General features: G+C 39.6%; 17 protein-coding genes. 5 read left to right on the top strand and 12 right to left on the bottom strand.

The genetic code is table 11. The annotated features are described in order from the left end of the window. Positions 1 to 2: 2 nt before the first annotated feature. The 6 genes from CH365_RS05795 to CH365_RS05820 form a co-directional block, all read right to left on the bottom strand. Complete coding sequence (locus CH365_RS05795; protein ID WP_100767650.1) at positions 3 to 1043, bottom strand: hypothetical protein; 1041 nt, start codon at positions 1041 to 1043, stop codon at positions 3 to 5. Continuing rightward, the gene (locus CH365_RS05800; protein WP_100767651.1) at positions 1040 to 1507 is read right to left on the bottom strand and encodes an NUDIX hydrolase; all 468 of its coding nucleotides are present in this window, start codon (positions 1505 to 1507) and stop codon (positions 1040 to 1042) included. The genes CH365_RS05795 and CH365_RS05800 overlap by 4 nt, the downstream gene beginning before the upstream one ends. 53 nt (positions 1508 to 1560) lie before the next feature. Further along, positions 1561 to 3084, bottom strand: coding sequence for an alcohol dehydrogenase catalytic domain-containing protein (locus CH365_RS05805; protein ID WP_100767652.1), 1524 nt, complete (start codon positions 3082 to 3084; stop codon positions 1561 to 1563). Further along, positions 3085 to 3747, bottom strand: a complete 663-nt coding sequence (locus tag CH365_RS05810) for a rhomboid family intramembrane serine protease (protein WP_100767653.1) — start codon at positions 3745 to 3747, stop codon at positions 3085 to 3087. It abuts the gene before it with no gap. Beyond that, positions 3744 to 4433 (bottom strand): TetR/AcrR family transcriptional regulator, encoded by a 690-nt coding sequence (locus CH365_RS05815; RefSeq protein WP_100767871.1) that lies wholly within the window; start codon positions 4431 to 4433, stop codon positions 3744 to 3746. The genes CH365_RS05810 and CH365_RS05815 overlap by 4 nt, the downstream gene beginning before the upstream one ends. A 66-nt stretch (positions 4434 to 4499) precedes the next feature. Beyond that, entirely contained in the window at positions 4500 to 5396 is an 897-nt protein-coding gene (locus CH365_RS05820; RefSeq protein WP_100767654.1) for a fructosamine kinase family protein, read from the bottom strand. Between the two features lie 115 nt (positions 5397 to 5511). Between CH365_RS05820 and CH365_RS05825 the strand changes: the two genes are divergently transcribed. Next, on the top strand, positions 5512 to 6444 hold the full coding sequence (locus tag CH365_RS05825; protein WP_100767655.1) for a glycosyl hydrolase family 18 protein: 933 nt from the start codon (positions 5512 to 5514) through the stop codon (positions 6442 to 6444). A gap of 4 nt (positions 6445 to 6448) precedes the next feature. On the opposite strand, the gene CH365_RS05830 is transcribed toward CH365_RS05825, so the two are convergent. Beyond that, complete coding sequence (locus CH365_RS05830; protein ID WP_100767656.1) at positions 6449 to 7165, bottom strand: hypothetical protein; 717 nt, start codon at positions 7163 to 7165, stop codon at positions 6449 to 6451. 161 nt (positions 7166 to 7326) lie between these two features. Here CH365_RS05830 and CH365_RS05835 point away from each other — a divergent pair, with 161 nt between their 5' ends. Continuing rightward, positions 7327 to 8436 carry a FecR family protein gene (locus tag CH365_RS05835; protein ID WP_100767657.1) on the top strand — a complete coding sequence of 370 codons (1110 nt, stop codon included), beginning with the start codon at positions 7327 to 7329 and terminating at the stop codon, positions 8434 to 8436. Between the two features lie 107 nt (positions 8437 to 8543). Continuing rightward, positions 8544 to 9707: a formate-dependent phosphoribosylglycinamide formyltransferase gene (gene purT, locus CH365_RS05840; protein ID WP_100767658.1), complete on the top strand. Its 1164-nt coding sequence runs from the start codon at positions 8544 to 8546 to the stop codon at positions 9705 to 9707. 16 nt (positions 9708 to 9723) lie between these two features. Here purT and CH365_RS05845 read toward each other — a convergent pair whose 3' ends face one another. After that, positions 9724 to 12144, bottom strand: coding sequence for a 1-acyl-sn-glycerol-3-phosphate acyltransferase (locus tag CH365_RS05845; protein WP_100767659.1), 2421 nt, complete (start codon positions 12142 to 12144; stop codon positions 9724 to 9726). A 162-nt stretch (positions 12145 to 12306) separates the two neighbouring features. On the opposite strand from CH365_RS05845, the gene CH365_RS05850 reads away from it, so the two are divergent. Then, positions 12307 to 13080, top strand: a complete 774-nt coding sequence (locus tag CH365_RS05850) for an LIC13411 family adhesin (protein ID WP_244283004.1) — start codon at positions 12307 to 12309, stop codon at positions 13078 to 13080. Between the two features lie 57 nt (positions 13081 to 13137). Here CH365_RS05850 and CH365_RS05855 read toward each other — a convergent pair whose 3' ends face one another. The 3 genes from CH365_RS05855 to CH365_RS05865 form a co-directional block, all read right to left on the bottom strand. After that, positions 13138 to 13500, bottom strand: a complete 363-nt coding sequence (locus tag CH365_RS05855) for an LIC13410 family lipoprotein (protein ID WP_100767661.1) — start codon at positions 13498 to 13500, stop codon at positions 13138 to 13140. A 68-nt stretch (positions 13501 to 13568) separates the two neighbouring features. Continuing rightward, on the bottom strand, positions 13569 to 14018 hold the full coding sequence (locus CH365_RS05860) for a MarR family winged helix-turn-helix transcriptional regulator (protein WP_100767662.1): 450 nt from the start codon (positions 14016 to 14018) through the stop codon (positions 13569 to 13571). Further along, the gene (locus tag CH365_RS05865; protein ID WP_100767663.1) at positions 14015 to 14500 is read right to left on the bottom strand and encodes a glutathione peroxidase; all 486 of its coding nucleotides are present in this window, start codon (positions 14498 to 14500) and stop codon (positions 14015 to 14017) included. Before CH365_RS05865 ends, CH365_RS05860 begins: the two co-directional genes overlap by 4 nt. Positions 14501 to 14707: 207 nt before the next feature. Between CH365_RS05865 and CH365_RS05870 the strand changes: the two genes are divergently transcribed. Continuing rightward, complete coding sequence (locus CH365_RS05870; RefSeq protein WP_100767664.1) at positions 14708 to 15067, top strand: hypothetical protein; 360 nt, start codon at positions 14708 to 14710, stop codon at positions 15065 to 15067. On the opposite strand, the gene CH365_RS05875 is transcribed toward CH365_RS05870, so the two are convergent. Beyond that, positions 15057 to 16361, bottom strand: a complete 1305-nt coding sequence (locus CH365_RS05875) for a porin (protein ID WP_100767665.1) — start codon at positions 16359 to 16361, stop codon at positions 15057 to 15059. The genes CH365_RS05870 and CH365_RS05875 overlap by 11 nt on opposite strands. Between the last annotated feature and the right edge of the window lie 91 nt (positions 16362 to 16452).

Below are 16452 nucleotides of genomic sequence, written 5' to 3' on the forward strand. Positions count from 1 at the left end.
TATCAGAAAAAGATATTAATGATCAGGTTTCCCTTTTGGCCTTCTATCGGCTCAGGTGAACCATAACGTGTCTTTGCAAAACTTTTGGCCGGAAATTCTTGGTTCCAGACTTTTCCGGAAAACTGAACTTGTCCGCTGGATTCAAAAGAAGAATTTTTGATCCATTCTCTAAATTTGCCTTCGTCTTCTTGAGAACCAAGCCCGATCAATTTGCTTACATAAGTTTTTTTAACAATCTCTTCCATTTGAGTAGATTTTAAATCTTCAGTGAATAAGATTCCCAGTCTACCGGAAGGTAAATTTGCTACCCATACTTCAGGTAAAACTTCTTTTTCAAGGCCTGCAGTTTGTCCGCTTTCCGATTTTTGAGTAGAGGTCCTAAGAAGGGAACCTTCTAAAAACTTTCCGGAAGAATCGAATATATAAGCTCTTTCTTGCCATTCGCCGGCTTTAATGGAAAGTTTTCCTTCTTTTACTTCAGGAGAAGGTAAACAAATAGATCCAGCTAAAATCTGAACTCCATACATCTTTGCAAGATCACCGAAAATCCTTTCGTATCTTTCTTTAGAATCTTGAGCAATCTCAAAGGATACTGCGTCTCCATTCAATATATGGAAGAAGTTTTTAACGGAGATCCTTTGGAAGAATAGGGCCCAGTTCCAAGCCGAGTCGATATTCTCCGAATCCAAAAGTTCCTTTCTGGAATCCATTAGAAAAAAGTAATTCCCTATCTCTGGAGGAAAGGCAACGATCGTGGAATTTTGGAGCCAGCCTTTTTCTTTGGCAGTTGCAAGAGGTTCTTCTAACCAGGCTCTGAATCTATCTTCTCTAGTAAAATATTCAGGTTTAAATTCCAACTGAACGATGAGTAGGTTTCCTGACCTTCTGTCCCAACCTAATGAAACGGATTTGGTTTCTTTTTTAGAGATCCTTTTTTGGAATTCTTCTTCACTTAAGGAAACTCCGGATAAAAGCCATCCGATAAATGCGAAGATCGGAACTAAAACTAAAGAAGCGAGTGCATTCCTAACAAATGGGCTCATGCCAGCCAACCTTTAGGACCTAATTTACCGTCCGGGATCAGAGGAACATATTCTGTTTGGTACAATTGCAGAGCGTCTAACATGTATTCAAAAAATAAGGGTTTGGGATCGTAAGTGGCTGCATCTACCCAAGCAATATAATCGTGCTCATCTGAAAGTACGATCTCGCCCGATACAAATTCTCCATGATACGCTACGATCACACAGGGATGATTTCCATCACTGACTCTATGTTTATGAATCAGGATGGGTCTAGGATGAATCTTGATCTCACAAGCTTCTCCCATTTCTTCCTTTAACTCTCTGGATAAACTTTCCAGCCAGTCTCCGTAAAATTCGTCCTCATTCATCCTTCCGCCGGGAAGGTCTCCGAATCCAGATTTGCGGTCCCTTAGAATAAGAAGTTCCTTTCCTTTTCTCAAAAAAACCTTTTGTGTGATTTGAAAAAAACCGTGTTTGCTCAAAGCGCCTATTCCTTTCGAAGCAACCCGTAGGAAGCAAGTCACTAAATACTCGCTCAGGAAGCTTTATGCCTGACAACCACTTTTATATTCTCCGGTTTCCTTGCGTCGATATAGGCTTCCGGGATCGATCCTGAATCGAATTCTTTATTGATCAAGTTTTCAGAAACGGATTTTAGAAATCCTGGTTCTGATCCCAAAAGCTCTCTGGTTCTAACAAAGTCCCCACATCTACTAGTGCTCAAGATTCCACCGTTTACAATCCAATCTAGAAATAAATTGGATTTGCGATCTGCTGACCTAGGCATTAAGATAAAACCTCTTGGTCGAACCAAGGATTTTTCTTCCTTCTTATCCGGACGAATCACTAAGTCTAGTTCGGAGGAAGTATCTACGATTGCAAAATCGAATCGAGACAAGGCTCCTGAGAATTCTTGCGACTTTATAAACTCGGTTCCTTCTTGAATGGAACCTGTAAAGATCCGAATTTGATCTTTCTTTTTGAGACCATCCAATAATTCTTTTTCTTCTTCGTTTAGGCAAACAGAAGAAGAAACAAAAACCCAAGCAGGAGATATCTTTTCAATTCCCCATACCAGATCTAAAAAGCCGGATCTAAGATTCGTGACAGAAATTTCATCTACTACTAGTTCAGTTAGGTGCGTAATTCCAAGAGATGCCTGACCATTTGTAGTCTTTCTATGAATTTCTTTTTGGGTAAGATGAATGCAAGTTTCCAATCCGGAAACGGAACCCGTGGTATCGAACACTAGATCAAATTGATGTTTATAATCGGACCAGGTGGCAGTTGTTGGAACTCCAACATTTTTATAAAAAGAAAACCCTTCTCTTATATCAACTTCTCCCAAGCCGGAAAAGTATAAAACCTGATCTGCGCCCATTTTTAAAGATAGATCCGCTAAGTTCTGATGGCGAATGAAAGAAACAATTTCGTAGTTTAGATTGTTTCTCTTTCTGTACAGATCTAAGGCTGCAATTACCAAGGAACCTAAACGCCTAGGACCTAAAACCGCAATTTTACTGAGTCGAGTTCCGGCTCGTTGGACGGCAACTTCGACACCATGCAAAGAAGCGGCAAATGGTTCCAGTAGAACCGCTTCCATATCTTCTAATTGTTTGGTTTCTACTAAGTTTCCTTTGGGTGCCAGTATATAGGGTCCGAATCCTCCGGGAAGGCGATCAATGCCCAATACCATTCTTGTAGGACTATGTGTTGGAATTCCAACTTTGCAAAATGGATCCGCTTCTTCTCCCCTGGAAACTACCGTATCATTGATCTCTAATACGTATTTTTCTCCGGTGAGATAATCGGATGCTACTACCTCGTGACCTATGATCTGAGGAAGTGGAAAAGGTAAAAATCTGCGATCTAAGTCCGTGGAACAGATCCCGCAAAGTTCGGTTTTGAGAAGTCTATAACCTTTCCCGAGTTCTAGATAAATAGAAGAATTTCGTAATATTTGCCAGCCCGATTCTTCCGAACCTTTCATCTCATAGACTGAATTCGTAAAAGAATCGTTGGAATTGTATTCGTAAGCAGTGAAACGAACTTCGATCAACTATCTCGCTCCGACAAAAAATCCCAAGATTAAAAGTAAAATTACGAACACCAAGTTTAACGCAAATCCTGTATGCAATTCTCGTTTGATCTTATTATTCAAAAAATATGCGGCAAATACCACTGAAATAAATCCACCTAAGTGAGCCCAATGAGCCACTTGGTCCTTGGAAAATAAATTGGTAATATCAGAATATACCATAAGCCAAGCCACTGCAAAGACAGGAAAAGGGTAACTTCTCTTTTTAACCCGAATGGTAAAAGGAGAAAGTAAAGCAGCAACAGCAGATAAACCGGACACAGCTCCAGAAGCTCCAATCGCTGGTTGGTTTTCTCCTAAGATCATTCCTCTCACGAACGAATCCAAACCGCCCGAAACAAGAGCTCCCATAAAAAAGAAAAGTAACCATTTCCCTTGGCCTACTTTGTATTCTACGATCCTTCCTAAAAAAAATAGGAAGATCATATTCCAAAACAAGTGAGCGAAGTCTGCATGTAAGAAGACCATTCCTATCCATTTCCAAGGATAGAATTCTCCCGGTCGGCTGATGAAGAATGCGCTTAGAATTTCTTCCGGAACAAATACAGTAAGAAAGATCTGAGAAATGCTAATCAGTAATACAAAAAAAGCAGTCAGAGGAAATTCGAATAGAAAGGCCTTCATTTAGATCCTCTCTGGATATAATAGTTCATATAAGCTTTAAGCATGGTTTTCAGCTCTTGTAAGATCCCGTCGGCGAGTGCACTATCTTGTCTTTCTCGAAGCCAACGACTTAGAACGGAATCCGATACTTCTACCATGATCCGGGACATTACCATCATTTCCTCTTTTTTCTTCATCCAAGGAATGACCCCGAAAAATAACTCCGCGATAAAATTGGCAATGGCCCTATTATTCTCTCTATCTATACTCACAAGCTCGGGATCTAAATTTTTATTCGACCACATAGGTATAAACCCGGGCTCAGATTTATAAAGTTGAGCAAAAGCATCTATCAGCTTGTCTACCAGATTTTCCCAATCCGTTTTATTCGGATGAGCATCCAGAAAAGTTAGGATCATGGAGTTCACCCTTTCCAAATGCCTTTGGCCGACTGCTTTTAGAATGGCATGTTTGTTCGGGAAATATTGGTATAAAGAACCAATAGGTATTCCCGCTCTTTGGGCGATCAGATTTGTAGTAAGTCCTTCTGTCCCGACCTCGTCCAAAAGATCCGCGACTATATCCAGGATATACTCTACCCTCTCTATAGCTCTTTTTTGAGAAGGTGATTTTCTCAGATTTAGCTTAGAGTTTTTCTCTTTTTGTTTAGAGGATGTTGGCGTTTTCTTTTTTGCGATTTTGGGCAAAGACATTCCCCGGTTCTAAATCGGTTTCTTACTAAAGAACAGAAAACTTGGATTCTATCAAGAAAACTATTTCACTCCGTAATAGCGAAGTATATGACGGAGGCTCGTCAAGTAGGACGCCCCAAAAAGATTAATATGCACTAATACAGGATATAACTGCCAGAATTGGATCCGATCCTTCAAATTCCCCGGATCATCGATACCTGCTGTCGCAAGAATATCCTGCATCTCTTCCAGATTTAAAGGACTTCCGAATAATTGCAACATGGCAAGGTCTTGTTCAGGATGAGAATAAGCCACGGACGGATCTATCAAATATGCAAAACCGTTCTTCCCTTGCAAAACGTTTCCGGACCAAAGATCTCCGTGGATCAATCTAGGTTTTATATGATCCAATCCCCAATCTTCCGAAAACTTATCGAAGATCCCTCGGATCGCCAAAGAGTCTTTTTCGGTCAGAAGTTTTCGAGCTTGTGCAAGTTCGATCTGAGGTTTTAATCTTCTTTCCCAATAAAATTCGCGGAAATTAGAAAACCAACCATTGGCCTGATTAAGAGAGCCTATAAAATTATCTCTCTTCCAACCCCAGGATCCGAATTCGTTTTTGTATAAGTTTTTTAAACTAGCTATCAGATCTTCTCTGAATCCCGCGGAAGAACCTGTTTGTACAAATTCCATAGCAAGGAGAGAAACTTTTCCTAAATGAACAGTTCCAAGATATTCCGGGACTCGGACCCCAAGTTTGCAAAGTTGCTCCAGCCCCTCTGCTTCCGTTTCGGCCATTTCTTTTTTAGGAATGATTTTAATGGCAAGCTGAGTACCGTCTGGTAGCTTTGCTTTATACAGCTCGAACAAGCTGGTAGAATGATGGGCTATCTCCGCCCTTTTGGAGGAGGATAAAATACCAAGACGGTCTAATCCGTCTCGGATCAATTCACCCATTCCCGTATTCGTGATTGCCATCATTCGCATCCTACCTAATTTTTCGACCCTGGCTGTGTATATAAAATCGGAGATCAAACCTTCAGGATTGAAGAAAAATCAAGGATCGGTTTCCTTAATATTACAGGACGGATAAATGAAGATCTTTTCAAGGCTTAGACTCACTTTTACCTGCGTCATTTGTTTTTCCATATGTCCCTTATCCGCTCAAGAGGATGTATGGAAGTATACTATAAGCCAGGATCTGAGCTCCAAATCCTCGGTTTATTGGGAAAATGTATCCAAACCCGGAACCACCATATGTTTTACCGGGACTTATATCGGAAGTAATGGAGAAGTTTCCGGGACTTCGATACCTTCTACCCTTCAAAAAATCGGGAAGAAGAATGGGATCAGATGGTTTCCACTCATCACCTTCCGCTCCGTTGCTACAGGGAAGAAGGTACTCTCTTCTCCCAAACTCAGAAAGGCTCTCGTCCGAAATTTAGAACTTTATTTAGAGGATCATTCCTTCTATTCAGGGATTCATTTGGATTTCGAAGGTTTAGGCCCGGAATATTCTACTCATTATAAAGAGCTGTTGTTGGAACTCCAACCGATGCTAAAAAGGAAAGAAAAACTTCTTACATTGGCGGTCTTTCCGGCAGAAGGATTCGATCCAAAACTTTCCGGTTTTCATTCTGCAATTTATAAAGAAAATCTAGCAGATGAGATCGTACTTATGGCTTATGACCTGCACTCTTCCAAAACTTCTCCCGGGCCTGTTACTGAATTTAGCTGGGCCAAACGAAATACTGAATTTCTACTCAACACATATAAACCGGAACAGATCTGGATAGGCCTCCCTCTTTATGGATATTATTGGAAGAAGAATGCAAAACAGCCCAGGCTCCTAACCCAAACCTCGGACAAAAATTTTGCGATTCAATATGGAAAAGAAAAAGAAGGAATTTATCTAATTCACACCGAAACAGGAGAAGGTAGTCTGATCCTGGATCTGAAACCATGGGAAGAATATGCAAAAAATTTAAAGTTGAAGGGACTCGCATTTTGGAGACTCGGGTTTTAAAATTTTATCTAACGCCGTAAACTATTTTTACTTTATAACTTTTCCCGTTTTCATTGTTAATATTACTGGTACCTCTGTACTCCATAATTCTTTTGGATTCCATATCATATACTAAATCAATCGGTTTTACGAACATGGAAAGAATAGCACTCGATATCTTCAGTTTTAAAAACAAGGCAGGTTTACCTTTATAATCTCCTTCCTTTGATTTTTCTACATAGAAGAGGAACTTATCTCTTTCTGATGGAACTAAAAAGTGAAAATTAATTTTTTTGCCGGATATGAGTTCTTCCCAATGATCAATCACGAAATAATCGAAACCTCCATCTAAGGCAGATAAGTTCCCAGCTTCTATGACCTTCTCTTGGATTATTTCTTCAAACTTTCTGCGGGTGTATAATTTAACCGAGTTCCCAATCTGCAATACACCTCCTTCCAGATATCCGTCCCTATAATCCTCCAATTGAAATTCTGGAAGAGTTCTGTTTTTTAGAAAATTGATCTTTTTCTTTGCAAAAATTTTCCCTTCTGGATCCTTATATATGATAATGGAACTAACGTGCTTTCCATTTTCCCAAGTTTCCTCATGAAAATCCTTATACAGCAAATTGCCGGTTTCCAAATCGGTTGCGGTTCCACTAAATCTAATTTTTCCCAGATCGTTAGATCCGAGAGGGCATACTAAAAACAAAAAGATTAGGACGAAAATCGAATTATACATATGGGTAAGCCTTTTTAGTCAGAGTAAACTATTCTATAAAAACGAAATTTCAAAATCTTTGCAAAAAAATAAGTCTCGGTTTGTTATTTATCAGCAGAAATATATTCCTTCCGTTCTAAATTCATGATCGGAACAATTTTATTTCTAGGCGGAATAAACTAATGAATCGAAAACTCTTCCTTTTGTTCCTAATTGTAACATTCATCGGATCCTCAAACTTCTGTTCGAAAGTTTCTAAATCCAAGCCCGGTCTAGTAATCATATTTCTGGCCGGCAAAGTAGAAGTACAAAGAAACGGAAAGCTTATCCCTGTCTCTTCAGGAAGTGTCCTGCAAAAAAATGATACCATCAGAACAAATAGCGGGACCTTGGATCTACAAACCAGTCTTGGCCATGTGATCCGACTAAAATCTTATACAAATCTAAATATTGATTCTCTGCACGGGGAAGGTTCCGAAGAAACTTCTCTAGCAGTTAAAACGGGACTTCTTCTTGTAAAAACAAACAAGTTAAGTCAAAAAGAGCAGTTCAAAATTTCCACACCTACTGCGATCGCGGGTGTTCGCGGAACTGCATTCTCTTTTGAAGTAGTACAAGGTACACTTCCTAAGATCAAGGTGTATGAGGGAATGGTTGCTATGACCTTAAAGGCTCCCGTTAGTCAGGAAATCTCTGCAGATAAAATCGCAGAAAATCCGAACTACCAAAAGTTTCAAAAACTATTGGAAGAACATGAGATCGTGATCTCGGAAGAAGAAGAGGCGGAAGTCAAGCCTGAATTCGATCAGCTTGCCCAAACTATTCTAAATCGATTGGATGATATTGCAGTTACCCAAAGTATTGAAAGTTTTCGAAATGATCTAGTGCGTACTGTTCAAAAAGGAAAATTCGAAAGAGATCCGAGAGAAAGTGCAGATCTGGAAACATTAGTAAAAGTAGACGAAAACTTGATCTCAGGCAGCCTCGATAATAAATACTTAACGAAAGAAATAGAAAAGGACCAATCCGACAAACTGAATATCGCTTTTGATAAACTAGAATCCGATGCAGGATCTCAAAAACTCGCATCGGAAGAAGAAATCCAAAAGTATTACAGTGTATTGGAATCCGTTCATAAAGTTGACAAGACCGTTCTACACGGAGCAGTAGTAGCTCAGGTCGGAGATACGATGTTAGTACATTCTACCAAAGGAATCTTCCGATTGGATATCACTGAAGTTGAGTATATTCAGTATAAAAACTTCGACGTGATTACTAAAAAGAAAAAGTAAACTCTAAGCTAGGGTTTATTTCCCGGTTTGTATCGAATGCAAATCGGGTTGATCTTCATTTTTTCCTTTCCATTCTTCTTACTGTTCGGAAATTCTTCCTAGAACCTATGAGAAAGAAAATACTTCTGCTCGGCTCCGGAGAGCTGGGAAAAGAATTCGTAATCGCAGCCCAAAGACTAGGCCAATACGTGATCGCTGTCGATAGTTATGACGGTGCTCCCGCAATGCAAGTTGCCCATGAAAAAGAAGTCATCGATATGTTGGATGGAGATGCTTTAGATCGGGTCGTTGCCAAACATAAGCCTGATCTGATCGTTCCGGAAATTGAAGCGATCCGAACAGAAAGATTTTATGAATACGAAAAACAAGGTTATCAAGTAGTTCCAAGCGCCAAAGCAGCTAACTTTACGATGAATCGTAAAGCAATCAGAGATCTTGCTTCCCTAACCCTAAGTTTAAAAACAGCAAAGTATAAATATGCTTCCACGTTGGAAGGATTAAAGGAAGCCATTTCGATCATAGGAATTCCTTGCGTAGTAAAACCTTTGATGTCTTCTTCCGGAAAAGGACAGTCAGTGATCAAAACGGAAGCGGATATCGAACCCGCATGGATCTCTTCCCAAACCAAAGGAAGAACCGGTGCCTCCGAAATTATAGTCGAAGAATTTATTTCTTTCGAATCCGAAATCACATTATTAACGGTAACTCAAAAATCAGGAAGGACTTTGTTCTGTCCTCCTATCGGTCATAGACAGGAAAGAGGAGACTACCAAGAAAGTTGGCAGCCCGCAGAGATCAGTGACTCACAACTCAAATCCGCTCAGGAAATGGCGGAGAAGGTCACTAAAGAACTAGGCGGTGCAGGTATCTGGGGAGTAGAATTTTTCTTAACGAAAGAAGATGTTTATTTTTCGGAACTTTCTCCCAGACCTCATGATACAGGAATGGTTACCTTGGCGGGAACTCAAAGTTTTAACGAATTTGAATTACATGCTAGAACCGTTTTAGGTCTTCCAATTCCTGAAATTCTTTTGGTAAGAAAAGGAGCAAGTGCCGTTATCCTTGCTCAAACAGAAGGTCAGGTTCCGGATATCAAAGGACTAGACAAGGCCTGCGAAATGCCTGAATCGGATCTTAGAATTTTCGGAAAACCGATCACTAAAAAATATAGAAGAATGGGAGTAGCTCTTACTTATTCAGATAAGGAAGAATCCATCTCCATGCTTCGAAAAAGAGCAGTATTGATCGCATCTAAAATCAAAGTGGATTAAAACAAAACCGGCCCGATTAAGTCGGGTCCGGCACCATGTTTCCGTAATATTGTAAAAGTTCAGGCTCTAATGTTTTGATCTGACCGTTTTCTTTTTTGATAAACTTTCTAGAATTTAGAACCTTGATCCCTCGCTCCAAAATTTCCGGAACATCCTTGGTAAGATAATTTCCCTTTCTAGTCAGGATCATTTCTTCTATCATTTTACTTAAATCGGACGAGCTGATCTCTCCCCCCGCTTCTGTTAAAAGTTTTGCGACAATATGATTCGGAAGAATTTTATGATGCGCCTGCCAAGACCTGGAAATCTCCAAAGAAATAGAAAGAGTCGGATCGTCCTCTTGGATATATCTGGAAACCGGAATTGGTTCGCAGAGGTCCATATACACTTCCGTTCTTTTGAATAAGAAATCCTTAAAAGAGAGTCGAGTGTCTTTTCCCGCAAACTCCACATCTTCCGGAACGTTCTCATACGAAAGAACAATCGGAACTACGATCACCTCGCTTCCAGTATGTTTAAACGCATCCACGGATGTGGAAAGAATTCCTGTTTTGATCGGAATAATGCCACCGGTTCTAGACCTGGTTCCCTCCGGATAGACTAATGTGGGAATTCCTGCTTCCAACATCATGGTAGAATATTGGGTCAAACATTCTAAGTAGAGAAGGTTACGATTTCTTTTTCGGTCCACCATGTAAGCACCCAAGGATTTTAAAACCCTGGCAAGCCCCGGAGTCCCCATTACTTTTTTATCAGCAGCGTATCTTGGAACAGGAAGTCCGAGCCATCTCAGACCAAAAGCAACTTCGATAGAATCCAAATGAGATCTATGAGTCGGAGTGTATAAGATATCGTATCTGGAAGCTAACGCTTTGATCTCTTTTACATTTCCACCTATCTTAGGAAGCCCTCCGCCGGGTTTAAAACCACCGATCGCAAAACGTGCGGGAGCAACTAAATGAATAAGAGATTCCCTAAAAAGTGGATTATATCCGTCCGCAATTTCAGAAACATAAAACTCCACCAAACGATCCAAGTTTCTACTTTTTCCGTTTTCGTATGCGAGCTCCGTTTCTTTCCATAGATCAATCTCTCTTGGAAGAAGCATAAGATCTGTTCCTGCCTCAGTCTCGACTGCCTCTGAATATCTTTTTTCCAAAGATTTGATCTGTAATCCTGACTGTTTCAAGATCCGATCCGATAATCCAGGTTGAGAATGAACATGACGCAGTACCCTTCTTCTCAATGCTTGTTGGAATTCCTTCCCGGATGCGAGAGAAAGCCCGAATCTTTTGCGAGCAGTTCTGGAAATGTTTCGTATTTCATCGCTGGTCGATTTGGAAACAAATCGAATCATTTCGGTAGGAGAAACTTTTCTGGTAAGAACTTCGAAGAGAGTAGTAAAAAGTGGAAGTTCTACCTTCTTCTCTTCCGCTAGATCCAAAATAGTAGAAAGTGCATAGGCTCCTTCCACATGCGTTTCACTTTGGCTCATTTCCTTTTGGATGAATTCTTTTGGGTTTAAGAAGAGTTCGATTCTTTCGAGTAAATTCGGAGAATCCTCTCCGGAGATCAGCTTACGGATAAATCTCTGGCCATAAGCTCTGTTACGACTGGATCTGGAAGTCGCCGTAGTAATCAGATCAGCAAGACCGAATTCCATTGCCGGTTTTACAGGAAGTTCTAAAGCATTTAATAAAGTTAATATCTCTGTAAAGCCTAAACTGATCAACTCACCTTCAAAGTTAGACCCACATTCAGGAATCCCATTCACAAGGCCACAGGCAATTGCGATCGGGTTTTTCATCACTCCGAATAATTCCAGAGTTCTGATATCTTCAAAAGATTTAATATGATTTCTGGGGCCAGAAAAAAGATCTTCCATGATCTCGGCAGCCCTTTCACCGGTCGATGCGATAGAGAAAAAGCTATGTTTCCCTTTGGCCATTTCGGAAAGAAGATTAGGTCCTGCCACGGCAACATATTCCATGTCCAGATTTTCTTTCATTTCTCTAACCTTGATCACATAGTCGGAGAAAGTGATGGCATTTGTTTTTTTACGAGTAGAAGTGGAAACCAAACCTTTCGTAAAAGAAATGATCGTATGCTCTTCTTGTTCTGAAAGATAAGAAGAAATCTTATCGATCACATTTTCCATTTGTCTAGAAGGAACTGCGATAACGATAACCCAGGAGCCTTGGGATAAAAAATCGAAATCGTTTGTAACGATAATATTGTCAGCAAGCGGAACAAATTCTTCCAACAATTCTGCAGATCTATCTTTTTGAAGACGATCCGCCTTCTTCTTATCGGCGTACCAAAGAAAAAGTCGATCCGCTCTTTCTGCTAATGATACGGAAAGATGAACTCCCATCGGCCCGCCTCCGAAGACGGCGATATTTTTATGATGGACTCGAGTTTCTTCCAATTCGTTCATCTATTCATTCCAATTTTAATTTTTATATCCGGATCACTTTTCAATAAGACTAGAGGAAGAAAACCAATAAAATTTCTTCACTTTTACGATTGCGTTTCCTGACGAAACAGAGAGCTTAGCGGAAAGCCGATCTTGTCGACTAAACTCAGACTATATCCCAAAATGAAAAAAAGACTTATCATACATTTTTTCTGTATTTTTATTTTGGGCCTTATAGTGATCGATTGTTCAACATACTGGTCTCATCGAAAAAAAGATTTAGGTGATGTCTTTACTGCAGGAATAGAAAGCCCTGGTTACGGGATTGGAGTCCGATTGGGACCTCTTGCAACCGGATTTGTTTTTCAAGGTGGAGAATCCGAACCTGGGAAAAGAGATTTAGGGACAGGATATGGATTGAGAGGTGGAACTTACGGACCTTATAGATCCCAACAATTGATCTTTGGATTTTTAGGCGGGGAGAAGTTCCACTCCATGCCTCCGACCGAAACTTCTCCTCAAAAAGAAGAAACAAAATCACCTGCATCGAATTCTCAAACAAGCGATAATATTTTACTACTTCCGGAAAACCCTGAATCCGAACAGGATCCGAATCCTACTCCAGAACTCTCGGACGAAAGATTAAATTCCAAAAGTTACGAAATTCGATATTTACGTTTTTATAATAATCCAGTTTCCGAAAGAAGAAAGGCGAAAAAGGAAGCGTTCTTTCGAAAATATTTAGAAAGTTTAGATCCCCAAAAAAGGAACGAGGCAATTCAAACCTTCTTGGCACAAAACCCAAAAAACAAGGACAATTATCCTTCTGCATTTTTGTTCGAAGTCGAGTTTTACATTTCTATTCGATACGGTATAAGAGTAGGATTCAATATCGGAGAATTTTTGGATTTTCTATTAGGATTTGCCGGAATCGATCTGATGGAAGACGATATCTGATAATAAAAAAGGCCGCTAAACGCGGCCCTTTTTGTAGCTATAAATCTAAGTTTCGAATTAGAGTTTATATTCGTATTTTTTGATCACGCCTTTTTTATCAACAATCACTTTGATATACTTAGTAGTATCATCTACTCTAGAAGGTTTTTCAGCTAGAGTTTTATAAGAATTTTTTTGGTAAGTAGTAGATTCAAAATACCATTCTAAAACGGATCCGTCTTGCGTGTTTTCTTCGAAAGTAGGAGTTCCTAAAACAGCTTCTGCCTTAATTCTTTTATCTCCTTCCTTGACCATATTCGCCTCTACAACACGAATATCCGAATTCGGAACGTAAGCATGTTCCGATTTTTTTTGTTCGGAAGAACAAGCTCCGAAAATAAGTACCGCAGCAAATGATATTGCGGATAATAAACGTTTCATTCTTAACTCCTTAGCGCGAGCGCACTATTTAAAAAAGCGGCTCTATAGTTTTCGATAAAACGGATTTGTCACGCCGAATTTCTTAATTTTTGTTCTAGGATAATAAGAAGGTCGTCCAAATCCCGTTTTAGGCCTTCCACCTTTTCGGGAGTGAGACCTGATTCTTCCAACAATCGTTCCGGGATACAAACCGCTTTTTTTTGCAATTTTTTTCCTTTTGTGGTTAGGCTAACCACAAGAGAACGCTCGTCTTGATCGGATCGATCTCTAGTCAAAAGACCTGAGGATTCCATTTTTTTGAGAAGAGGAGTTAGGGTCCCGGAATCCAAAAACAATTTTTCCCCTATTTCTTTTAAAGGGATTTTATCCGTTTCCCAAAGGACCAAAAGAACAAGATATTGAGGATAGGTAATATCGAACTCCTCCAAAAGCGGTCTGTATAAAGCAGTCACCGCCCTGGAAGAAGCATAAAGTGGGAAACAGATCTGTTTCTCTAACTTTAAGGATTCGTAATTCACTTGGAAAGAAGTTCCTCGATCTGTTTGTCCAGTTTTTCTGGAGGGGTCAGGGGAGCGAATCTTTTGATCACGTTTCCTTGTTTATCGATCAAGAACTTGGTAAAATTCCATTTAATGGATTTTCCCAAAAGTCCTGGTGCTTGTTTTTTAAGGTATTGGTAAACAGGATGAGTTCCGTCTCCGTTCACTTCTATCTTTTTGAAAAGAGGGAAATTTACCCCGAAGTTCACTTGGCAGAAACTTTGGATCTCAGCGTCGGTTCCCGGCTCTTGGTGACCGAATTGGTCACAAGGGAATCCTAAAATTTCTAGACCTTTTCCCTTGTATTTGTCGTACATTTCCTGAAGGCCTTTGTATTGAGGAGTAAATCCGCATTGGCTCGCGGTATTGACAATCAATAGAACCTTTCCTTTATAATCTTGTAATTTCTTTTCGCTTCCATTGTTTAAAGTAGCGGTTAGTTCGTATAAATTCTGGGCCACGTGTGGGCACCTCCTAGTTACGTAATAAATAGATTGCATACAATTTAATTTTGTTCAATCTTTTTTAGAAAAATTCTAAAAGATTCATTGAAAAAACGACAAAATTAAAGACCGAGGTATAGCTGTAAAAATTGGATTTTAATAAAAAGTTGTAAAATAAATCCAAGGATCCGGCTCTTCTTCCAACATGATTTAAGAGGAATCAAAATGAATTTAATTTCTTTATTTCAAAGAAGAAAAGAAGGCCAGATACAGAATGTGGAATCTGTTTCCGCAGATTGGGAAGAAGCAATTTTCATATGTAGTAAATGTGCGATGAAAATAAGTGGAGAAACAAATGGTAGAAGGACCCGCCTGAAATCTGAATTAAAAGACGCTCTTCGGTTGGAAGGAATCCTAGGTGTTAAAGTTCTGGAAGTTTCCTGCTTAGATGTTTGCGAAAGAAACCGAATCGCAATCGGTTCCAGTATAAATTCCAAATTGAGTAAGAATATTCTTCTATCTCCTCCTGGTATTTCTGGAAAAAAACTTCTCCCCATAATTTTTCCAGATCGATTTAAATCTTGAGAGAAAGAGAGAAAATGAACATACGATCTAGTTTCGATGTATCATTCTCATGAGGATAAATAGAATCCATGGATCTTCTGTACTGGTATGTAAATCTCACCAAAATTGCGGGATCTGGATGATAATCTAAAGTGGCGGTAGCTCCACTTGTTTGAAAACCATCTTTGGTATTCGTGACCACGATCATCTGCTCTCGATCCAAATATCTTTCTAACCGGACACCTATTCTCCAATCAGGCAAGAATCGATAGGCAAGCCATAAGTTTCCCACATAGGTTTGTCTAAACGCAGTGCCATCTCGACGAATATAGATCGGACCTTCCGGAGTATAAACTAAGTCTTCTCTACTTGCCCTTTCTTGGTAAGCCACATCAAAGGAAGAAGCTAAGGTAAGACGTTGGAATGGTTTCCATTCAGCGATAAAATTATTATAGTACCTGGTTTCTTTCGGAGTAGTAGTGGGTTGTTCATTCCCTATAAAAGTATTCCAGCGAAACATCAAATTGCCTAAAGGATTCCATTCTAATCGAAAACCTCCGGAGATATCTTTATTATTATCCGTAACTACTTGGTATCCATTATTCAAATGAAGTTGGTAAGAAACTTTGTCGCTGATCTTTCCGCTCAGTCTTGCTCCGGAAACATAATAAGGTACGTAATCTAGAGAGAATGCACGAGTATAAACAAAATTCTCATGAGAGATCCAAGATTCATATCCCAAATGTCCGAAATAAATTCCTGCATCTAGCCAGGTGGATTTTCCTAACCGAATACCTCCATACGCTTCTTGCATATTACGGATAGAAGTCTCGTTAGAAGTTTTGCCTGTGGTCCCCTCTCCAGAATAATTTGCGACGACTGATGTACCGTATTGGACCGCAAATCTTCCTCTATATTTATCAGTCTCTACTTTGGCATCCAGATAGGCCAGGTTGATATTGTATTCGTTTGTCCGAGTGGCTTGGGTTGTATATAATAGTTCTTTGGAGGCAGGTCGGTTCAAACTTGCATTATAATAACCGTCTATAAAAAAACCGAATTGAATCGGAATCACCAGATCATCTTTCTTTTTAGGATTCAGTTCTTCCTTTTTAAAACCTTCTTCCTCCTCCTCGTCTTTTGTGTCGGAAGCTTTTTTAAGATCGGCCTTAGGATTCTCTTCTTTGATTTGGAGCGTCTTCTCTTTCGGTTTACTTGATTTCTCTTGGGACCCATCTTCAGAAAAAAGCGATCCAGAAACAGAGCAAACGCAAAGTATAAAAATGAATTTGGAAAATCGTAATTTGCGAATCATAAATTTTTGATTTTTTTCGAATTGTTTATTATCTACTCATTTTTGCCTGAAAGATGTTTCTTAACGCAAATCATATGAAGAAACCGCTTTT

It is taken from the genome of Leptospira neocaledonica (assembly GCF_002812205.1).
GTDB lineage: Bacteria > Spirochaetota > Leptospiria > Leptospirales > Leptospiraceae > Leptospira_B > Leptospira_B neocaledonica.